General features: G+C 49.4%; 18 protein-coding genes. 7 read left to right on the top strand and 11 right to left on the bottom strand.

What is annotated here, in order from left to right:
* Positions 1 to 74: 74 nt before the first annotated feature.
* The 3 genes from C5610_RS00170 to C5610_RS00160 all read left to right on the top strand — a co-directional run bounded on the left by C5610_RS00170 (position 75) and on the right by C5610_RS00160 (position 2,728).
* Positions 75 to 620: a hydrolase gene (locus tag C5610_RS00170; protein WP_105305326.1), complete on the top strand. Its 546-nt coding sequence runs from the start codon at positions 75 to 77 to the stop codon at positions 618 to 620.
* 182 nt (positions 621 to 802) lie between these two features.
* On the top strand, positions 803 to 1,009 hold the full coding sequence (locus C5610_RS00165) for a cold-shock protein (protein ID WP_006954095.1): 207 nt from the start codon (positions 803 to 805) through the stop codon (positions 1,007 to 1,009).
* A 147-nt stretch (positions 1,010 to 1,156) separates the two neighbouring features.
* A complete protein-coding gene (locus tag C5610_RS00160; protein ID WP_105305325.1) occupies positions 1,157 to 2,728 on the top strand; it encodes a methyl-accepting chemotaxis protein in 1,572 nt (523 codons plus the stop codon).
* Here C5610_RS00160 and cysE read toward each other — a convergent pair.
* The 4 genes from cysE to C5610_RS00140 form a co-directional block, all read right to left on the bottom strand.
* The gene (cysE, locus tag C5610_RS00155; RefSeq protein WP_105305324.1) at positions 2,725 to 3,534 is read right to left on the bottom strand and encodes a serine O-acetyltransferase; all 810 of its coding nucleotides are present in this window, start codon (positions 3,532 to 3,534) and stop codon (positions 2,725 to 2,727) included. The genes C5610_RS00160 and cysE overlap by 4 nt on opposite strands.
* A gap of 11 nt (positions 3,535 to 3,545) precedes the next feature.
* Positions 3,546 to 3,998 carry a DUF2489 domain-containing protein gene (locus C5610_RS00150; protein WP_105305323.1) on the bottom strand — a complete coding sequence of 151 codons (453 nt, stop codon included), beginning with the start codon at positions 3,996 to 3,998 and terminating at the stop codon, positions 3,546 to 3,548.
* A complete protein-coding gene (gene yihI, locus C5610_RS00145; protein WP_105305322.1) occupies positions 3,998 to 4,450 on the bottom strand; it encodes a Der GTPase-activating protein YihI in 453 nt (150 codons plus the stop codon). Before yihI ends, C5610_RS00150 begins: the two co-directional genes overlap by 1 nt.
* 572 nt (positions 4,451 to 5,022) lie before the next feature.
* A complete protein-coding gene (locus C5610_RS00140) occupies positions 5,023 to 5,649 on the bottom strand; it encodes a c-type cytochrome (RefSeq protein ID WP_105305321.1) in 627 nt (208 codons plus the stop codon).
* Positions 5,650 to 5,866: 217 nt separating this feature from the next.
* Between C5610_RS00140 and yihA the strand changes: the two genes are divergently transcribed.
* Both yihA and C5610_RS00130 read left to right on the top strand, forming a co-directional pair.
* On the top strand, positions 5,867 to 6,469 hold the full coding sequence (yihA, locus tag C5610_RS00135; protein WP_241970571.1) for a ribosome biogenesis GTP-binding protein YihA/YsxC: 603 nt from the start codon (positions 5,867 to 5,869) through the stop codon (positions 6,467 to 6,469).
* A complete protein-coding gene (locus tag C5610_RS00130; protein ID WP_105305319.1) occupies positions 6,453 to 7,385 on the top strand; it encodes a DMT family transporter in 933 nt (310 codons plus the stop codon). The genes yihA and C5610_RS00130 overlap by 17 nt, the downstream gene beginning before the upstream one ends.
* A gap of 121 nt (positions 7,386 to 7,506) precedes the next feature.
* Here the strand turns inward: C5610_RS00130 and polA are convergent, their stop codons facing one another.
* Positions 7,507 to 10,278, bottom strand: a complete 2,772-nt coding sequence (gene polA, locus C5610_RS00125; RefSeq protein ID WP_105305318.1) for a DNA polymerase I — start codon at positions 10,276 to 10,278, stop codon at positions 7,507 to 7,509.
* A gap of 406 nt (positions 10,279 to 10,684) precedes the next feature.
* Here polA and C5610_RS00120 point away from each other — a divergent pair, with 406 nt between their 5' ends.
* Positions 10,685 to 12,307, top strand: coding sequence for a VRR-NUC domain-containing protein (locus C5610_RS00120; protein WP_105305317.1), 1,623 nt, complete (start codon positions 10,685 to 10,687; stop codon positions 12,305 to 12,307).
* On the opposite strand, the gene aroE is transcribed toward C5610_RS00120, so the two are convergent.
* From aroE to dprA, 6 genes are read right to left on the bottom strand one after another with little or no spacing between them, the layout of a single operon-like run.
* A complete protein-coding gene (gene aroE, locus C5610_RS00115; protein WP_105305316.1) occupies positions 12,267 to 13,088 on the bottom strand; it encodes a shikimate dehydrogenase in 822 nt (273 codons plus the stop codon). The two genes, C5610_RS00120 and aroE, sit on opposite strands and share 41 nt — an antisense overlap.
* Positions 13,078 to 14,019, bottom strand: coding sequence for an oxygen-dependent coproporphyrinogen oxidase (hemF, locus tag C5610_RS00110; RefSeq protein WP_105305315.1), 942 nt, complete (start codon positions 14,017 to 14,019; stop codon positions 13,078 to 13,080). Before hemF ends, aroE begins: the two co-directional genes overlap by 11 nt.
* On the bottom strand, positions 14,016 to 14,570 hold the full coding sequence (locus tag C5610_RS00105) for a Sua5/YciO/YrdC/YwlC family protein (RefSeq protein ID WP_105305314.1): 555 nt from the start codon (positions 14,568 to 14,570) through the stop codon (positions 14,016 to 14,018). Before C5610_RS00105 ends, hemF begins: the two co-directional genes overlap by 4 nt.
* A gap of 35 nt (positions 14,571 to 14,605) precedes the next feature.
* Entirely contained in the window at positions 14,606 to 15,124 is a 519-nt protein-coding gene (locus C5610_RS00100; protein ID WP_105305313.1) for a type I DNA topoisomerase, read from the bottom strand.
* 28 nt (positions 15,125 to 15,152) lie between these two features.
* A complete protein-coding gene (locus tag C5610_RS00095) occupies positions 15,153 to 15,626 on the bottom strand; it encodes a DUF494 family protein (RefSeq protein ID WP_105305312.1) in 474 nt (157 codons plus the stop codon).
* A 2-nt stretch (positions 15,627 to 15,628) separates the two neighbouring features.
* Positions 15,629 to 16,669, bottom strand: coding sequence for a DNA-processing protein DprA (gene dprA / locus C5610_RS00090; protein WP_241970554.1), 1,041 nt, complete (start codon positions 16,667 to 16,669; stop codon positions 15,629 to 15,631).
* 64 nt (positions 16,670 to 16,733) lie between these two features.
* Here dprA and def point away from each other — a divergent pair, with 64 nt between their 5' ends.
* On the top strand, positions 16,734 to 17,255 hold the full coding sequence (gene def, locus C5610_RS00085; protein ID WP_105305311.1) for a peptide deformylase: 522 nt from the start codon (positions 16,734 to 16,736) through the stop codon (positions 17,253 to 17,255).
* Position 17,256: the final 1 nt, after the last annotated feature.

The following is a 17,256-nucleotide window of genomic DNA, read 5'->3' as shown; positions in this document are numbered from 1 at the left end:
ATACTATCAGCGAATAGACGCTGACAAAAATTTCGGTATGGTAGAAGCTGAATGACATTACTAATGAGGTCGATATGCTACTTTCAGCCAAAGACTCGGTGTTACTCATCGTTGACGCCCAGGAAAAATTGCTGCCTGCTATTCATCAGCGCGATAACGTCACATCAAGGATGCGCTGGTTAGCAGAAATTGCACTGCAATTGGACATCCCCATTTTAATTACTGAGCAATATCCTAAGGGGCTGGGTTATACGGTTTCGTCGTTACAGGAAATCATCGAATCAGCGCGCGTGATTGAGAAAACCCACTTCAGTGCCCTTCAAGAAGACAGTTTTAGAGATGTGCTGCGAGAGTACAATAAGAAACAAGTCGTTATCATGGGCATGGAAACTCATGTTTGTGTGTTACAGACCGCGCTGGACATGAAGGCCGAGGGCTATCAGGTTTATCTTCCTTCCGACTGTGTGGGTTCCCGCCGACCCAATGATAAGGACACAGCAATTGCACGGATGCGGGATAATCGGGTTGATATCATCACGTCTGAAATGGCAGCTTTCGAGTGGCTGCATAAATCAGGAACCGATACCTTTCGCCACATTAGCAGAAACTGGTTGAAATAATTTGGCTTTTCATTGACAGACTCTGTTTAAGGTATATACTCGGAAGTGCTGAGAAAATTCGGCTATTGATTTGAGATTTGTGTACGAAGTCCTCCTTTTGCTGTACCTCGTTTTGTAAGTCCAAGTAATACCTAAGTTTCTGAGCAATTGTTTTTTTACATGCACTACGAGGAAATATCAGCATGTCTACTACTACTGGTAAAGTAAAATTCTTTAACGAAGCAAAAGGCTTCGGTTTCATCGAGCAAGAAAATGGCGCAGACGTATTCGTACATTTCAGCGCTATTCAAGCTGACGGTTTCAAAACTTTGGCTGAAGGCCAACAAGTTTCTTTCACCGTAGCACAAGGTCCTAAAGGTCCTCAGGCTGAAAACGTCGTTCCTATGTAAGAACGCCGAAATATAGAATTCCAAAAACGCCGTGCTGGTATAGCACGGCGTTTTTTTATGCCTAATGACTTAAACAATCACGCCATTTAGCCGATAATAATCTATATCAATTTTTGTTCAGATTTTTCAATCAATAAGCGCGAAATTATGAGAGACACTGGTCCAGTTACACAGAAAGAAAAGCCGATCCCCGCTCACTATCGACTGGTATCGTCGACAGACCTCAAAGGGGTGATTACCCACTGTAACCAGGACTTTATCGATATCAGCGGCTATTCTGAAGACGAGCTGATTGGTGAACCTCATAACATTCTTCGCCACCCCGACGTTCCGGCGCCCGTTTTTGAAAACATGTGGAAAACCATTAAACGGGGCAAGCCCTGGATGGGGTTGGTGAAAAACCGCGCCAAAAACGGTGATCATTATTGGGTCAGTGCTTACGTTACGCCGATCATGGAAAACGGTAAACCCAAAGGTTTTGAATCCGTTCGGGTACCTACGACCGATGAACGTAAACGTCGCGCGATGGCCATCTATGAACGCATCAATAACGGGCAGCCGCCGCTGCCACTGATAAAGCGCCTGGCGATGAGCGCTCGTGATTTATCACCGGTACTGGTTCCCGGCCTGATCAGCACCGGTGTCGTTGCCGGGCTCGCCGGAAGCATACCGGCGGCGGTAGTATTGGCCGGCACTCTGGTCTCCTCAGGGCTTTATAACCGCTATGTCAGCGCCATGATGCAGCGCTTGCTGGACAGTCGTCCGGAGGCGTTTGATTCTGAGTTAGTCGGTATGACGTACTTTCCTCGTCACGGTCGAGAAGCGCAGCTGGCCATGGTGCTACACAGTGAAGCGGCTCGAAACTATACCGCCTTAACGCGCATAAAAGATGCCGTCGGCGGCATCCTTAAGGTGGCCGAGGATACCCAACAACAAGCGCGCAGCAGCCACGCTCAGGTTGAACGGCAGACCGAAGCAACCGATCAAACCGCAACCGCCATGACCGAAATGGCAACGGCTATCCAGGAAGTGGCTCGTACGGTAGAACAAAACGCCAGCCAGGCGGATGTAGCGCGCCAAAATGTTGAACGCAGTGTTACGCTCGCTCGCGAAGCCAGTAAGGTCATCGAAGGCTTGCACGAAGCGGTCGAACAAATAGCTCAGACTGTGCAGGCATTAGACGAGTCCACCGGCGCCATTGGTGAAGCCGCAGACCTGATTTCTTCCATTGCCGACCAAACCAACTTACTGGCCTTAAACGCGGCGATTGAGGCGGCCAGAGCGGGCGAACATGGACGAGGGTTTTCGGTGGTCGCGGATGAGGTGCGCAATTTGGCATCACGAACGACACAATCGACCGACAGTATCCATCAGGTCATTGCTAAACTTCGGGAACGTGCGAAAGACGCGGTTGAGGTATCCCGAGAAGGCGAACAGACCGCGGCCGACGGTGTTGAAAAAGTCCGTAAGGCAGATGAAGCACTCGCTGAAATCGCTCAAGCGATCGAGCAGATTGCCGCGATGTCAACGCAGATGGCCTCTGCTGTCGAAGAGCAAAGTGGTGTTGCCGAGCACATCAGTGAGCAAATTACGGAAATATCTGACATTGCCAAGCAAACGCAACAAACATCAGAACATACGGAGTCCTCAAGCATACAGCTTGAGGATACCGTTAAGCAGCTTTATGAATTGATCGAGCGCTTTAACCTGAAGAATTAACGGTCATCGCGTTGTTGGTGTTCGCGTCGCTCAGCGGCGCGAACCGTTTCTTCCAAAAATTCGACATCTTCCACATCAACTTTCGGAATATTACCGCAAACATCCCCACCGAGCTTATTCACCGCTTGGCAAAGGTCTGCAACTTTTTGGTCAAGTACATCAACATGGTCCAGCATACGCCCAATCGCGGTTGCTACCGGGTCAGGGTTATCCGCTGCGATGGCATAGGCATCAAAGCCATAGGCTTTGGCCATTTTTTCGCGGCGCTCTGATGTTTCACGGTCAACGCCGGATTTTGCCACTCGAGCCGGAATACCAACCATGGTCGCTTTAGCCGGCACGTCTCTCACAACCACCGCATTCGAACCAATGCGAGCTTGCTCTCCGACCACTAACGGTCCAAGCACTTTCGCTCCGGCACCAATCACCACACCGTTTTTAAGGGTGGGATGACGCTTACCTTTATTCCAACTGGTGCCACCTAGGGTTACACCATGGTATAACGTGACGTCATCGCCTATCTCCGCTGTTTCACCAATCACCACACCCATTCCATGATCAATAAAGAAACGGCGCCCGATACGGGCACCAGGGTGAATCTCAACGCCGGTTAGCCAGCGAGCAATATTGGATAGAAAGCGTGCTAGCCAGTAAAGTCGCCAGCACCACAATTTATGACTGATGCGATGAAACCAGATGGCATGCAGACCGGGATAATGAAACAGAACTTCCATTGTATTGCGCGCGGCCGGATCGCGATCAAAAACGCTTTTAATGTCTTCCCTGATGCCACTAAAAAATGCCATGGTTCACTCCATTACTGGACGAAACGCTGTAACAAGCGATCAACGTCTGCCAGGATACGCTCTTTCATGCTCGCCTCGTACCCTTCTCGCTCTTTGTCCATTTCACGAATTTTCTTTTTCGGAAACTTTTTGCGATTTTCATGCGTCGGCATATGCTTAATTTTATCGTACATCTCATGCATTGCCGGATAATCTTGTGAGTAATCATACTCAACCGAGTCGGGTCGATGATCAAGCAATACAACAATACGCAAACATCCCTCGGACACGGGGCATTGATCCTGCTGCATTGCTTTAGCAATGGTAATCACACTCTCATCAATGCGGTCGATACGCTTCTGCACCGCATCCTGTCGCATTTGATTCTGTTGTTTTAACTGCCGTAACAGCTTATTGGCGTATACCGCCAGGGCAGCAATGATGGCAACCCCCAGTAAAATGACTATTATCACAGTTGTAGACATTAATACTCCTCGTCGTCCCAGTCGTCATCGTCTTCCAGATCAATACCCAGTTCGGTCGCTAATTGTTCATAGCGTTCTGATTTTTCATCCAGGTATTGCTGTTCGGCATCGCTTAACTCCTCACCTTGCTCAAAACGAGTTACTAATGCTTGCAAGGTTTCGTCTTGCTCAAGGCGCTTCAATTCCTCCGCCGGCGTCAGTTGACTGACGGTAGCAGCTGACGCAACAGATACCAGAGGGATCTTGCGACGACTGCCTTTGCGGGGATCTGGCTGTTGCGATCCGGACTGACTGGCACTTTGTTTGGTAGCGGTCGACGAATGGCGCTGGCCGGGTTTAAGGCCCTTGCCTTTCTTTTTACCACGGCTACTGTCAACGCTGACGCTGGTGTCTTTTGGCTTTTTCGCCGGAGCTAAGGGCCCTGGCTTTCTGGATTTCTTACGGCGAGTCATACTCACTCCTCATTTAGCTTGATACATCTATTGTAACGTAATGAGGGGGATTTCGTCAGTGAGTATGATAGAAAGAAAAAAGGCGATGCTTTCACATCGCCTGTCTTTCTCATATTAGGCAGCGCACTGCGACTATGAGAATGGTTGTCACTGCTTCCGAGTTATTATTGCGGTCTTCCTTAACCTGATTTTGTTATAATTTTTATAGTGTAGGAGTCCATTGCTCGTGACAATTTACTCCCTGGATTATCGATATAACTGTTGTTCTCAACGTTCGATAATCTAACTCGACCTCTTGTTATTTTTTTGTATCGAGCTTAGCCGCCTTCAAGACGATCTTGTTATTTTAGTGTCTGATGAGTCAGCTCCAAATTTGGTGCTGTATCTCCGCAGACGTTGTAAAGACTACTCGAATGAAATTTTTAATCAATGATTTTATTGATATAAAAAATAACTTTCTTATTACTTTTTGTTGTTAAGGCGTAAAAAAAGCCGTTTTTTATATCTTTTGTTATACCCTGAAGAGCTAAAAAAGGCGGTTAAAAAACCGCCTCTTTAAACGAACTGAAGAATTAATACAATCCGTGAAGATACTTAGATAACAATTCGATCTCTTCATCGGTCATTTTCTCAGCAACGCCGCGCATCATCCCGTTTGGATCGTTTGCACGTTCACCGCTGCGGAACATTTTCAGTTGTGATTCAAGGTATGCCGGGAACTGACCAGAAATGTCCGGGAATGCCGCCAGCCCCATGCCGTTACCACGAGGTCCGTGACAACCCGCACATGAAGGGACTTTCGATTCTGGGTTACCGCGACGATACAAGTCAGCGCCCTTAGCAATTACATCTTCCGGCGTACTGCCCTTTGGCTCATCCTGTGACGCGTAGTAAGCAGCCAGGTCTGCCATATCCTGTTGTGAAAGGCTGGCAACCTGCCCCATCATAATGGCGTTATTACGGCCTTCTTCACCACCGGTTTCAGCAGCAGTTTTAAAGTCCATCAGCTGCTTGAACAAATATTTTTCATGTTGGCCAGCCAAATGCGGATACATATCCGTTGGTGATTCACCTTGAGGGCCGTGGCAAGCTGCACACACCTGTGATTTATTCTTACCTGCTTCTGGGTCGCCCTGCTGCGCAAAAGCTACGCTTGTTGACCCAAGAAATAATCCCAAAATGATAGCGAATTTTTTCATGTTTGCTTCTCTTGTATCTCTGGAGGCGGAGATCGCCGACATACATCGCGTTCGACAGACTGCTATTTTACACAAAACTCGTGTGGTTTAAATGATTAAAACGCATTCAGTGGCTATTTGATCATTGGCTGATGAGGTCAGATCCTTCATAATAGCGCTATAAATGACCTATTCCTTAAATCGAGAGCAATCAAATACTGTGCCGGAATCTAAAGCGATCAACTATCAGACAGCCAAGTTCATTACCAGTGCGCCAAATATCCGCAAGTTACCTGACGACACCGGTATCGAAATCGCGTTCGCAGGTCGCTCTAACGCGGGTAAATCGAGCGCACTGAACACACTGACTCGGCAAAAGTCTCTGGCTCGTACCAGTAAGACACCCGGACGGACGCAGCTTATTAACGTCTTTGAACTGGACACCGGCGAGCGGTTAATTGACTTACCGGGCTACGGCTTCGCCAAAGTGCCGATGGCCGTCAAGGAACAGTGGCAGCTTGCGCTTTCCGAATATTTGCAGAAACGTAAGTCGTTAAAGGGATTAGTCGTCCTCATGGACATCCGCCATCCGTTTAAAGAAACCGATCAGGAATTAATCTACTGGGCGGTAAGCTGCGAAATTCCAGTGTTGGCGTTATTGACCAAAGCGGACAAGCTGAAACAAGGTGCGCGCAAGAACATGGTGTTACAGGCACGCCAGGCAGCCATCGCCTTCAACGGTGATGTTCAGGTCGAAGCCTTTTCGTCGCTGAAAAAAATAGGCGTCGATAAAGTCGAAGCAAAACTGAATCAGTGGTTTGGTTATGACACAGACGCATGATGTTCCGCCGTTGCGTGCATGGTTGTTACTCGGGTTATTAGCACTGATTTGGGGAAGTTCTTTTTTACTCATTAAAAAGGGTTTGATCGCATTTGGCGCCATGGAAGTCGGCGCCCTTAGAATTTCTGCCGCCGGGCTTGTGCTGTTGCCGCTGGTCGCCAAGCGACTGCATCGTATCACCGCTAAGCACTGGGCCAAGCTAGCCAGTGTCGGGTTGGTCGGTAGCCTGATCCCTGCCTTTATGTTTGCCATCGCACAAACCCAAATCAGCAGCGGCATTACCGGAGTGCTCAACGCATTAACACCGATCGCTACCTTGGTTATTGGCGTCACTCTGTTTCAGCAGTCAGCACAACGGACTCAGGTCATCGGGGTTTTAATTGGGCTATCCGGCACTCTGTTACTGATGACCGCTGGTGCCAACGGCAGTTGGACATTCAATACTTATGCGTTGCTGATCTTAGCTGCGACCATTTGTTACGGAATGAATCTGAACCTGATTAAACACAAAATTTCTGATTTAAGTCCACTGACCATTACTGGCGTGAGCTTACTGATGGCCTCTGTGCCAGCAACCTTTTACCTATTTTTTGCAACGGACTTCGTCGCTCAAGTGCAACAGCCTGATGCCATGTTGTCGTTGGTTTCAGTGCTGGTACTCGGAATTGTTGGTACCGCGGGTGCGCTGGTCATCTTTAATTATGTCGTGCAACTGACCAATACCGTTTTCACCAGCTCGGTCACTTACCTTATTCCGATTGTCGCTATATTGCTGGGGATACTGGACGGCGAATCTTTCTGGTTGCAACACGCCGTCGGCATGCTGGCAATATTGGTCGGCGTGTGGTTTGCGAACCGTCGCGGCCGGTCCGGCTTAGCAGGCATTCCGCAGAAAGAAAAAAGCCCGGCTCAATGAGCCGGGCCAAAAACTACAATCCAGGGAGAACAAATTTTGAGGGCTGGATGTTCATTCCAATAACTTGCCCTCACTTACTCCGACTGGGTTAATTAAAAAAAGTTCATAGTGTTAAAAAATTTTAGTGTGCTTCGTCCCAATTCATGCCGACACCCGCTTCGGCAATAAGCGGCACATCAAGGCTGGCGGCCTGTTCCATGACATGACTTAATGCACTGACATAGTCATCAATTTTATGTTCAGCAATTTCAAACACCAGTTCATCGTGCACCTGCATGAGCATACGTACGTCTTTCTGACATTGCTTTTCGGCGATCCACTGATCAACTGCAATCATTGCTCGTTTAATAATGTCAGCGGCTGTACCCTGCATTGGTGCATTGATTGCCGCTCGTTCAGCGGCTTTACGACCGGCCCCATTGGACGCCTTAATGTCAGGAAGTGGTAGGCGTCGACCGTACAAGGTTTTTACAAATCCCTGTTCTTTCGCCAACTTACGCGTATCTTCCATATACCGAAGCACACCCGGGAATCGTTCAAAGTACTTGTCCATATAGTGCTGAGCTTCATGGCGCGGAATGTCCAACTGGCGAGCTAAGCCAAAAGCCGACATACCATAGATCAAGCCAAAGTTAACCGCTTTCGCTCGACGCCGCTGCTCGTCAGATACTTCATCGAGGCTGCAAGAAAACACTTCTGCCGCTGTCGCCCGGTGAATATCTTTACCTTCTGCAAACGCCGTCAAAAGCGCCTTATCCTGAGATAAATGCGCCATGATCCGCAGTTCGATTTGGCTGTAGTCAATGGCCACAATTTTGTAGCCGGGTTCAGGCACAAACGCCTGACGAACCCGACGACCTTCCTCGGTACGGATCGGAATATTCTGTAAATTCGGTTCTGTTGACGACAATCGTCCGGTTGCCGCAACCGCCTGTTGATACGATGTATGCACTCGGCCGGTGCGGGCATTAATCATTTTCGGCAGCTTATCGGTATAAGTTGATTTCAATTTCGATAAGCTACGGTGGCGCAAAATCACGTCCGGCAACGGGTAGTCGTGCGCCAGTTCGTGCAATACATCTTCGGCCGTCGACGGTGCGCCCTTCGGGGTCTTTTTGATGACCGGGAGCTGCAATTTATCAAACAGAATGGCCTGCAGTTGTTTGGTTGAGCCTAAGTTAAACTCTTCGCCAGCAATTTCGAACGCCTTGCGCTCATACTCCACCAGCAGTTTTTCGATATCATGGCTTTGTTGCGCCAGCATATCGGCATCAATACGTACGCCATACTCTTCCATGTCGGTTAGTACCGAAATCAATGGTATTTCGATGTCCGTCAACACGTGCATCAACTCATCACTGGTTGATTCCAGCTTGCTCCACAGCACTTCATGCAACCGCAAGGTGATATCCGCATCCTCTGCCGCATAGGGAGCTGCCTGTTCTAATGCAATTTGATTAAACGTCAGTTGCTTAGCACCTTTACCCGCGATGTCTTCAAATTTAATCGGTTTGTGATTTAAGTACTGTAAACTCAGTGTGTCCATGTCATGCCGCGAACCAACACTATTAAACACGTATGACGCGAGCATGGTGTCGTTTTTGATGCCCGCTAAGCGGATATCGTAACGACGTAGAATATGAGCATCGTACTTTAGGTTTTGTCCGACTTTCTGTGGTTTGTCAGCCTCAAGTAACGGTTTTAATTGTTGCAGTAACCAGTCACGACTGACTTGCTCCGGCGCCTCCATGTAGTCATGTGCAACCGGAATATACACGCCTTCACCTTCAGCACCCGATAACGACACGCCGACCAACTCCGCATCCATGTAGTTGAGGCTGGTGGTCTCTGTATCAAAGGCAAAATAATCGAGGGTGTTAAGCTTTTGTAAGTACTCACTGACCTCATCTTCACTCAGTAAGGTTTGATAGCCGTCGCGGGAAACACCCGTGTCTGGCGCATCGTCGCTATTATGCGTTAAACCTAACGCCTGGTCGGTGGCAGCGCCCTGTTCCAATAACTCGCTTAACCAACGACGGAATTCACAACGTCCGTACAGCTCGGCCAATTTATCATTATCAGCCGCAGAAATGCTGAGTTGCTGAGGGTTGAAATCCAGTTCCACATCGCATTTGATGGTGGCCAGCTCTCGGGACATCAGCAGTTGATCACGGTACTCCTGCAATTTTTTCGGCATTGACTTGGCACCACGGAAACTCAGTTTTGTTACCGCATCGACATCGTCATAAATGGCATCTATCGACGGAATTCCCTGTAACAGCGCCTGCGCGGTTTTCTCACCCACTTTCGGTAAACCCGGAATGTTATCGGAACTGTCACCCATCAACGCTAGGTAGTCGATGATTTGGTCGGGCGCGACACCGAACTTTTCCTTCACACCCTCCTCGTCCAACAAGGTATCGGTCATGGTGTTGATCAGCATCACGTGCTCATTAACCAACTGCGCCATGTCTTTATCGCTGGTGCTGATTAAGGTAAAGCGCCCTTCTTCGCCCGCCTGAGTTGCCAAGGTCCCAATGACATCGTCCGCTTCTACACCGTCCACACACAGCAACGGCAAACCCATCGCTTTGACAATTTCATGCAACGGCTCAATCTGGGAGCGCAGCTCATCCGGCATCGGCGGACGGTGTGCTTTATATTCAGCGTAAATATCGCTGCGAAAGGTTTTGCCTTTAGCATCAAAAACGACCGCCATGTTCTCTGGCTTATAGCGCTTAAGCAAACTGCGTAACATATTAACGACGCCATAAATCGCGCCGGTGGGCTCGCCTTTGGAGTTCGTCAGGTGAGGTGGCGCGTGGAACGCTCGAAATAAATACGAAGAGCCATCGACGAGAATAAATGGGTTTTCTGGTACATTTTTGGTCATTCAGCAAACCTTTTTGGCAGATTCTGAGGTTTCGGAGAAGAATGCCACAGCTTAGCATACAACGCTAGCAAGCACTGGTGAGTAACGTGTGGATAACTCTGTTGACAACTAGTTTCCCCACAGTAAATTTTAAATAATTTACCGTGTTTGAAATTTCTGTAATTGTTTGTTTTGGAAGGGTTTTATTACTGCAGGCATCCCAGTTTGCCCATCTTATTATTGTCTTGCTTCTCATGTGGAAACAATTTTTCCGCTTCGCTCATGGCGTACTTCGATGAACGAAAGCGGTCGATAAGATTACCATAAAATCATCTTCGATCTACTGCTTATATGGTATTTTCTTAGACGATTTCGCTCGTTTTTTTCGTACCTCTTATAAGCACATTATTTTTTGGCAGGTATTTCAATGGATTGGGACGTCGCTGATGCTGATCAGCCCGATTATTATTGGCAGAATTTTGAAGTTGTTCGTCGGTGGGTGTTGCACTATCACTCGGCACTACTCAGCCGCGAGCTTCATGAAGCCCTCGACCACTATCAGCAACTGAGTGCGAATGCGCAAAAGTTATGGTTACGTCTGTATATGCGCAAAGGGGAGCTGTTCCGCACCAACAAACTCCATTACCACGAAATTGATATTGAAGGGGCGCTTGATGAGCTCGCTAAAAACGGCTGGATATGCCTCCACAAAAACCCCTCAGCTAACGCTTTAAAGCTGTTTACTAAAGCCGAATTAACCGCGGCGTTCCCGGGTGAAACCTTGGCTCGGTTAAGTAAAGCCGAAATCGTACAGCAACTTGAACACACAGCCGCGGTGTTACCCGAAGCGGTCATTGAATTACAGAAGAATAGCCTCTTCCAACAACTGTCGCTGCTGTTTTTCGGCAACCGTCATCAGCAGCTGTCAGAATTTGTCGTCACCGCTCTCGGCCATGTTCGTTACGAGCCTTATCGTTATCAACCACGCGCGGTATTTCCGGATCGCCGGCACTTCGAAATCTTTTGCAAAATCGAGCAATGGCAGCAACATTACAAGGAGCTACCGACCCTTTCCGAGCGTATCGACTGGGCATTGACACTGCCCTTGAACGACTGCCTCAGCGAGCTTCCCGAACGTTATCATGGTCGTTTCAGCCGCTTCCTGAATCGGGTTGCAAGAGACTGTGAGCGACAGCAGCAGTTTGAACAGGCTCTGACGCTTTATCAACGCTCGTCACGCCCTCCCAGCCGCGAGCGACAAGCCCGTATTCTCTATCGCCTGAATAAAAAGACGCGTTGCCAACAGGTGCTAACGACCATGCGCCAGCACCCCTGGGACGAACCGGAGTTGGCCGTTGCCACACAATTACTGGCGCGCTGGTTTAAACAACCGACCAACACCGATAACATCACGATAACTGAGGAACTCGTGCACCTGAAATTCACCGCCAGACAGGTCGAACAAGCCGTATTAAGTCACTATCAACAATTGGGTTGGCAAGGCTTGCACGCGGAGAACCTGATTGTTCAGTCGCTGTTCGGACTGATCTTCTGGGATATTATTTTTTCAGAGGTAGACGGCGCGTTCATTCATCCCTTCCAACGGGCCCCCAGAGATCTAACGTCGCCTGCATTCTTCAAACATCGTCAGCAGCTTATCTCTGACCGGCTGAAATTACTGCTTTCAGATACTGCTGCGGTACAGCAACTTATTCGCGACACCATCGAGCAAAAGCAGGGTATCGCTAATCCGTTCGTGCCCTGGCGTTGGCATTATCTAAGCGATGTTGAAGCCTGGTTTAACCGATTACCGGCTAAGGTTTGGCACGACATCTTTCAGCGCCTGGCGTTTGACGTCAAAAATAACCGCAGCGGCTTTCCGGATTTGTGGCTCTATAACGATAAAGGGCAAGTTCAGTTGGTCGAAGTGAAAGGCCCGGGCGACAGCATCCGCCCCAATCAAAATGGTTGGTTAAACTTCCTCGCTCACCGTCAGGTTGATGTGCGTCTTATGAAGGTTCAACCAACTGTTGACGCAGTACCCGAATAACCGGCTCAATACGTGGTAACTCCGAGCCCCACCACAGCCGGTAGCTTTCAGCGGCCTGTCCGACAAGCATACCCAGACCATCGCTGCAGCGCGCATCGCTCACTTGCTGAACGTGCTTAAGAAAGCCGGTTAATTCTGCACCGTAAACCATGTCATAGATAAATTCAGCATGTCGGTACATCCGTTCAGGAACGTCCGGCAATTGGCCAAATAATGAGGCGCTGGTCGCATTGATCACGACATCAACGGCAGCCAGTGACGACCAGCTCTCAACGCAATGAACTCCGGTGCTCAGCTCACTCAGCGCGCGGGCATTCGCTGTGGTACGGTTATAAATCCAGATGCCCTCCGGCTTGGCATCGAGAAGATTTTTTAATACCCCCCGGGCAGCGCCGCCGGCGCCAATCAGCAATACCTTACAACCGGACAAGTCGACGCCCTGCCGCTTCAAATCATACAGCAAGCCCTTACCATCGGTGTTTGCCCCCAATAACCCGCCATCACGTTGTGGGATCAGGGTGTTAACCGCCCGTGCGAATGATGCTTCTGCAGTGGTCCGGGTGACTAACTGATAGGCCTGAACTTTAAACGGGACGGTCACATTTGCACCCGCCAGCCCCTGGCGAAACAAGCCGGCAACAACACGAGAAAACCGATCCACGGTGGCCAATTGTCGCCGGTAGCACAGATTATGCTCGAACTGTTGCGCAAACAGCTCGTGGATTTGTGGTGACCGGCTGTGCGCAATCGGATTACCGAGCACGCAAAATTCACGCGTCATCAGCACTGCCTTCGATGCGTTTTGAGGCCCAGTCCTGTGGTAGCAAAAAGTACTCCGTCAAACGTGCTTCCGCGGATCCGGGTTCCGGCTGCCAATCATATTCCCAGCGGGCCATCGGCGGCATCGACATCAGGATAGACTCCGTCCGCCCCCCTGTCTGTAAACCAAACAGCGTGCCGCGATCCCAGACGAGATTAAATTCAACATAACGACCGCGACGATAGAGCTGGAACGCCCTTTGTTGCTCGGTAAATGGGGTGTCTTTGCGTTTTTTCACGATCGGTTCATAGCCGTCAACGAACGCATCACCCACCGCTTGAATCACCGCAAAGGCATCCTCGAAAGGACGGTCATTCAGGTCATCAAAAAAGATGCCGCCAACACCACGTGCTTCGTTGCGGTGCTTCAGATAGAAATAATCATCACACCAGGTTTTATAGGACGGATACAACGACTCATCAAGTTTATCCAGCGTCGCTTTCGCATGCTGGTGCCAACCGATGACATCTTCCTCTACCGCATAAAACGGTGTTAGATCAAAGCCACCGCCAAACCACCACACCGGTTCTTCCCCCGCCTTTTCGGCGATGAAAAAACGAACGTTCATGTGTACCGTCGGTACGTGTGGGTTTTTTGGGTGAAACACTAAGGAAACACCACAGGCATTGAAGTCTCGACCTTCGAGCTCCGGTCGGTGCGCGGTTGCACTTTTAGGTAGCTGCGCACCATGAACATGCGAAAAGCCAACGCCGGCCTGTTCAAACACGGCACCGTTTTTCATTACCCGCGAACGGCCACCGCCGCCCTGCTCTCGTTGCCAGGCATCTTGTTGGAAACGTGCTTCGCCGTCGAGCTGCTCGATGCGCTTGCAGATACTGTCCTGCAAACTCATCAAATACGCCAGTACCGGCTGCAAATACTGTTCATTCATGATGTACGAAATACTTTTTTAGTGAGTGGATCGATAATGGTACTGGGGGACAAGGCACCGCCCGTTGGTTCATCCATTATCCAGCTGAGTTGATCGCCGAAGTAATCACGAACTTCCTGTGCCGTTCTCGCCGGCTCCTCGCCTGCCGGGTTGGCACTGGTCGAAACCAGTGGGGTACCCAACTTGCGGCACAGTTCACGCACCGGTTCAAACGCCGTTACTCGCACGGCAATGCTGTCACGACCGCCCGTTAATAAGTGCGATACCGACGGACGCGCAGGCAGGATTAATGTCACCGGCCCCGGCCAATGAGAGAACACGGCAAACCGCTTATCCTGCGGGATTGCCTGGTCATCCACAAACGGTAGCAATTGACTGTAATCGGCGGCAATCAAAATGAGGCCTTTCTCAACCGGCCGTTGCTTTAAATCGAGAATTTTTGCTATCGCCTCATCATTGGTGGGATCACAACCCAGCCCAAAAACGGCTTCTGTCGGATAAGCAATTACGCCATCCAAAAGTGCTTCGCGCACATCTTTCGGATCAAACATCGTCACAGATTCTCACTTTACTTAGTTGGGATAAATTATACCGCTTGTGACCGATAATCACAGGCCTTTTGCGCACACACGTAGCGCACCACACCAGCCTGTTTCTTTCGCAATAGGATGGGAAAATCGCATTTTGGACACGCTTGTGCAACCGGGGGTAAATTGACTGAAAAATCACATTGAGGGAACTGGTCACAGGCGTAAAAAGGCGATCCTTTACGCGAGGTTTTTTGAATTAAGCGACCATCACGATCTGCCTTGGCGCATAGAGGACATGCTACCTGTTCAGGGCTTGCCTGCGTATCAGGTTCGGCGACAAAATCACAGGTAGGGAAATTACTGCAGCCAACGAACAGCCCAAATCGGCCGCTCTTAATCTGTAATTCATTACCACACTCAGGACACGCAACGCCTAAGCCCTCAGGTTCGATCTCTGATTGCTCACGTAAGCCTTGCGTAAATTGACAGGCAGGATACGCAGAACAGGCCAGAAAGCTATTATGGCCCTTGTGTTTGACCACTAGCTCGCTACCACATTCAGGACATTGCTGCATGGTTCCCCGCTCATCGCACGTCTGTTAATCAGTGTAACGGGCCTTCGGGCTCCTCAAACAATAAACCTTCCATCTGATCATAAGCCGCTTCATGCCCGGGTAAATTAAACAAGACCATCAGCACGACCCACTTAAGGTCATCAAGGTTAAAGTTGGCCGTTTCCAGCTCCATCACACGATCAATCACCATTTCTCGTGTTGCGAAGTCTAACACGCCGAGGTTTTCGAGATAAATCAAAAAGCCACGGCATTGACAGTCGAGCCTGGTTGTCTCCTGCTCTGTAAAGATGCGCGTTGACTGTGACGGTTGTGAGGACAAGTACGACTTGCCATCCGTGTCCTGCAAGTCAGCCAAGCGCTCTAGCCAGGCGAGAGCTTTTTGGATTTCCTGCCGATGAAACCCTGCGCGGGCCAGCTCATCGGTAAGTTCATCATGGTCTACCACGACCTCTTGTTCGGAGTGTATATAGTTCTCGAACAAATACATGAGGATATCAAACATAATTAGCGCCTCCCCACTTTGATATAACCGCCCGGTACAGCTGCTACAGCACCCTGTAACTCAAGTAATAATAATTGTTCCGTTACCTTTGCCGCAGAGAGACCACTTCGTTCGACTAACTGATCAACGGAAGTGGGCTCTGATCCCACATTAGCGAACAAATTTGTGTTTGCCAAGCTTTCTTGTTGCCAATGTTCATCGTCTGCTGCACTCATTTCGGGCAACGCGATTTGGCCAAACCAACTGATGATATCCTGCGACGTTGAAATGAGCTCTGCACCCTGCCGAATCAACCAGTGACAACCTTCGTATTCGCGTGCGTACAACGACCCCGGTACGGCACCAACATGGCGACCTTCATTAATTGCTGCCAAGGCGGTCGACATGGAACCGCTGCGTTTTGCCGCTTCTATCACCACAACACCTTTGCTTAATCCACTAATAATACGGTTACGGCGGGGAAAATGATCCATTCGCGCTGAAACACCGGGTGGAAACTCCGAAACGATAAGCCCCTGATGACTGATGAGACGGTGCAATTGACGATTACGCGGTGGGTAAATTTTATCAATGCCGGTACCCAGAACGGCAATGGTTTTGCCCATCTCGACAGCCGTTGAATGTGCCTGTGCGTCGATGCCCATGGCCAAACCGCTGACAACGACAAGGTCAGCTTGGGTGCAGTCGCGAGCAAACCAGTCAGCGGTTTGCAGGCCACTATGGGAAGCCTTCCTGCTACCCACCAATGCCACACACTGTTGTTGCAGAAGTTCTTGCCGCCCATGCCAAAACAGCAACCAAGGCGGATCTTGTATCTGCTTCAGTAACGGCGGATAAACTTCATCATAAAAACCAATAACCCCCTGATTCGGTTGCTGCTGCCAGGTTAACGCTGCCGTGACCCATCGCGAATCAACCGGTTTTAACGATTGCGACCATCGCTCAAGCACGTCGGTGGTACTTTTTAGCTCGCGTGCATCCCTTTTTACGTCTTGTTTTGCGCGATTTAGCCCCAATAAAATACACAAATCCTGTTGATTCATAGACTGTCCTTAATACCCCAAAATACGTTAAACTAAGGGTAGTCAAAGCAATGGAGTTAAAATTATGTCTCAGTTAACGGTTCTAAAATATCCGGACGAGCGTTTGCGCAAGGTTGCAGAACCGATAGCAACGGTGGATGACGCGCTACGCGCGACCATCGACGACATGTTCGAGACCATGTACGAGTCTCAAGGCGTCGGTTTAGCGGCGACTCAGGTCGATGTTCATAAGCGATTATTCGTCGCTGACTGCAGTGAAGATCAGAACGAACCCCTGGTGTTCATTAACCCGGAGATTACAAAAGCTGAAGGTCACTTCACCAATGATGAAGGTTGCTTATCATTTCCCGGGGTTTACGCCAAAGTTGAACGAGCTGAAAAAGTCACAGTTCAGGCGCTGGATCGCAACGGCGAGAGTTTTAGCCTTGAAGCAGACGGATTGCTGGCGATTTGCATCCAGCATGAAATCGATCACTTGAATGGCAAACTTTTTGTGGATTATTTGTCGCCGCTTAAGCAAAGCCGAATCCGCAAAAAGCTGGAAAAAGAACAGCGCGTTCAACAAAAACTGGCGGCGGATGCCTAAG

Origin of the sequence: Idiomarina sp. OT37-5b (assembly GCF_002968395.1) — a bacterium.
Classification (GTDB): domain Bacteria; phylum Pseudomonadota; class Gammaproteobacteria; order Enterobacterales; family Alteromonadaceae; genus Idiomarina; species Idiomarina aquatica.
The sequence above is the reverse complement of the archived record's forward strand: the minus strand, read 5'-3'. Positions and strand labels throughout refer to the sequence as shown.

What these genes read in the sequence shown, in the direction of transcription:
- C5610_RS00170 (WP_105305326.1), top strand. Translation starts at nt 75, where the DNA reads ATGCTACTTTCAGCCAAAGACTCGGTGTTACTCATCGTTGACGCCCAG.
- C5610_RS00165 (WP_006954095.1), top strand. Translation starts at nt 803, where the DNA reads ATGTCTACTACTACTGGTAAAGTAAAATTCTTTAACGAAGCAAAAGGC.
- C5610_RS00160 (WP_105305325.1), top strand. Translation starts at nt 1,157, where the DNA reads ATGAGAGACACTGGTCCAGTTACACAGAAAGAAAAGCCGATCCCCGCT.
- cysE (WP_105305324.1), bottom strand. Translation starts at nt 3,534, where the DNA reads ATGGCATTTTTTAGTGGCATCAGGGAAGACATTAAAAGCGTTTTTGAT.
- C5610_RS00150 (WP_105305323.1), bottom strand. Translation starts at nt 3,998, where the DNA reads ATGTCTACAACTGTGATAATAGTCATTTTACTGGGGGTTGCCATCATT.
- yihI (WP_105305322.1), bottom strand. Translation starts at nt 4,450, where the DNA reads ATGACTCGCCGTAAGAAATCCAGAAAGCCAGGGCCCTTAGCTCCGGCG.
- C5610_RS00140 (WP_105305321.1), bottom strand. Translation starts at nt 5,649, where the DNA reads ATGAAAAAATTCGCTATCATTTTGGGATTATTTCTTGGGTCAACAAGC.
- C5610_RS00130 (WP_105305319.1), top strand. Translation starts at nt 6,453, where the DNA reads ATGACACAGACGCATGATGTTCCGCCGTTGCGTGCATGGTTGTTACTC.
- polA (WP_105305318.1), bottom strand. Translation starts at nt 10,278, where the DNA reads ATGACCAAAAATGTACCAGAAAACCCATTTATTCTCGTCGATGGCTCT.
- C5610_RS00120 (WP_105305317.1), top strand. Translation starts at nt 10,685, where the DNA reads ATGGATTGGGACGTCGCTGATGCTGATCAGCCCGATTATTATTGGCAG.
- aroE (WP_105305316.1), bottom strand. Translation starts at nt 13,088, where the DNA reads ATGACGCGTGAATTTTGCGTGCTCGGTAATCCGATTGCGCACAGCCGG.
- hemF (WP_105305315.1), bottom strand. Translation starts at nt 14,019, where the DNA reads ATGAATGAACAGTATTTGCAGCCGGTACTGGCGTATTTGATGAGTTTG.
- C5610_RS00105 (WP_105305314.1), bottom strand. Translation starts at nt 14,570, where the DNA reads ATGTTTGATCCGAAAGATGTGCGCGAAGCACTTTTGGATGGCGTAATT.
- C5610_RS00100 (WP_105305313.1), bottom strand. Translation starts at nt 15,124, where the DNA reads ATGCAGCAATGTCCTGAATGTGGTAGCGAGCTAGTGGTCAAACACAAG.
- C5610_RS00095 (WP_105305312.1), bottom strand. Translation starts at nt 15,626, where the DNA reads ATGTTTGATATCCTCATGTATTTGTTCGAGAACTATATACACTCCGAA.
- dprA (WP_241970554.1), bottom strand. Translation starts at nt 16,669, where the DNA reads ATGAATCAACAGGATTTGTGTATTTTATTGGGGCTAAATCGCGCAAAA.
- def (WP_105305311.1), top strand. Translation starts at nt 16,734, where the DNA reads ATGTCTCAGTTAACGGTTCTAAAATATCCGGACGAGCGTTTGCGCAAG.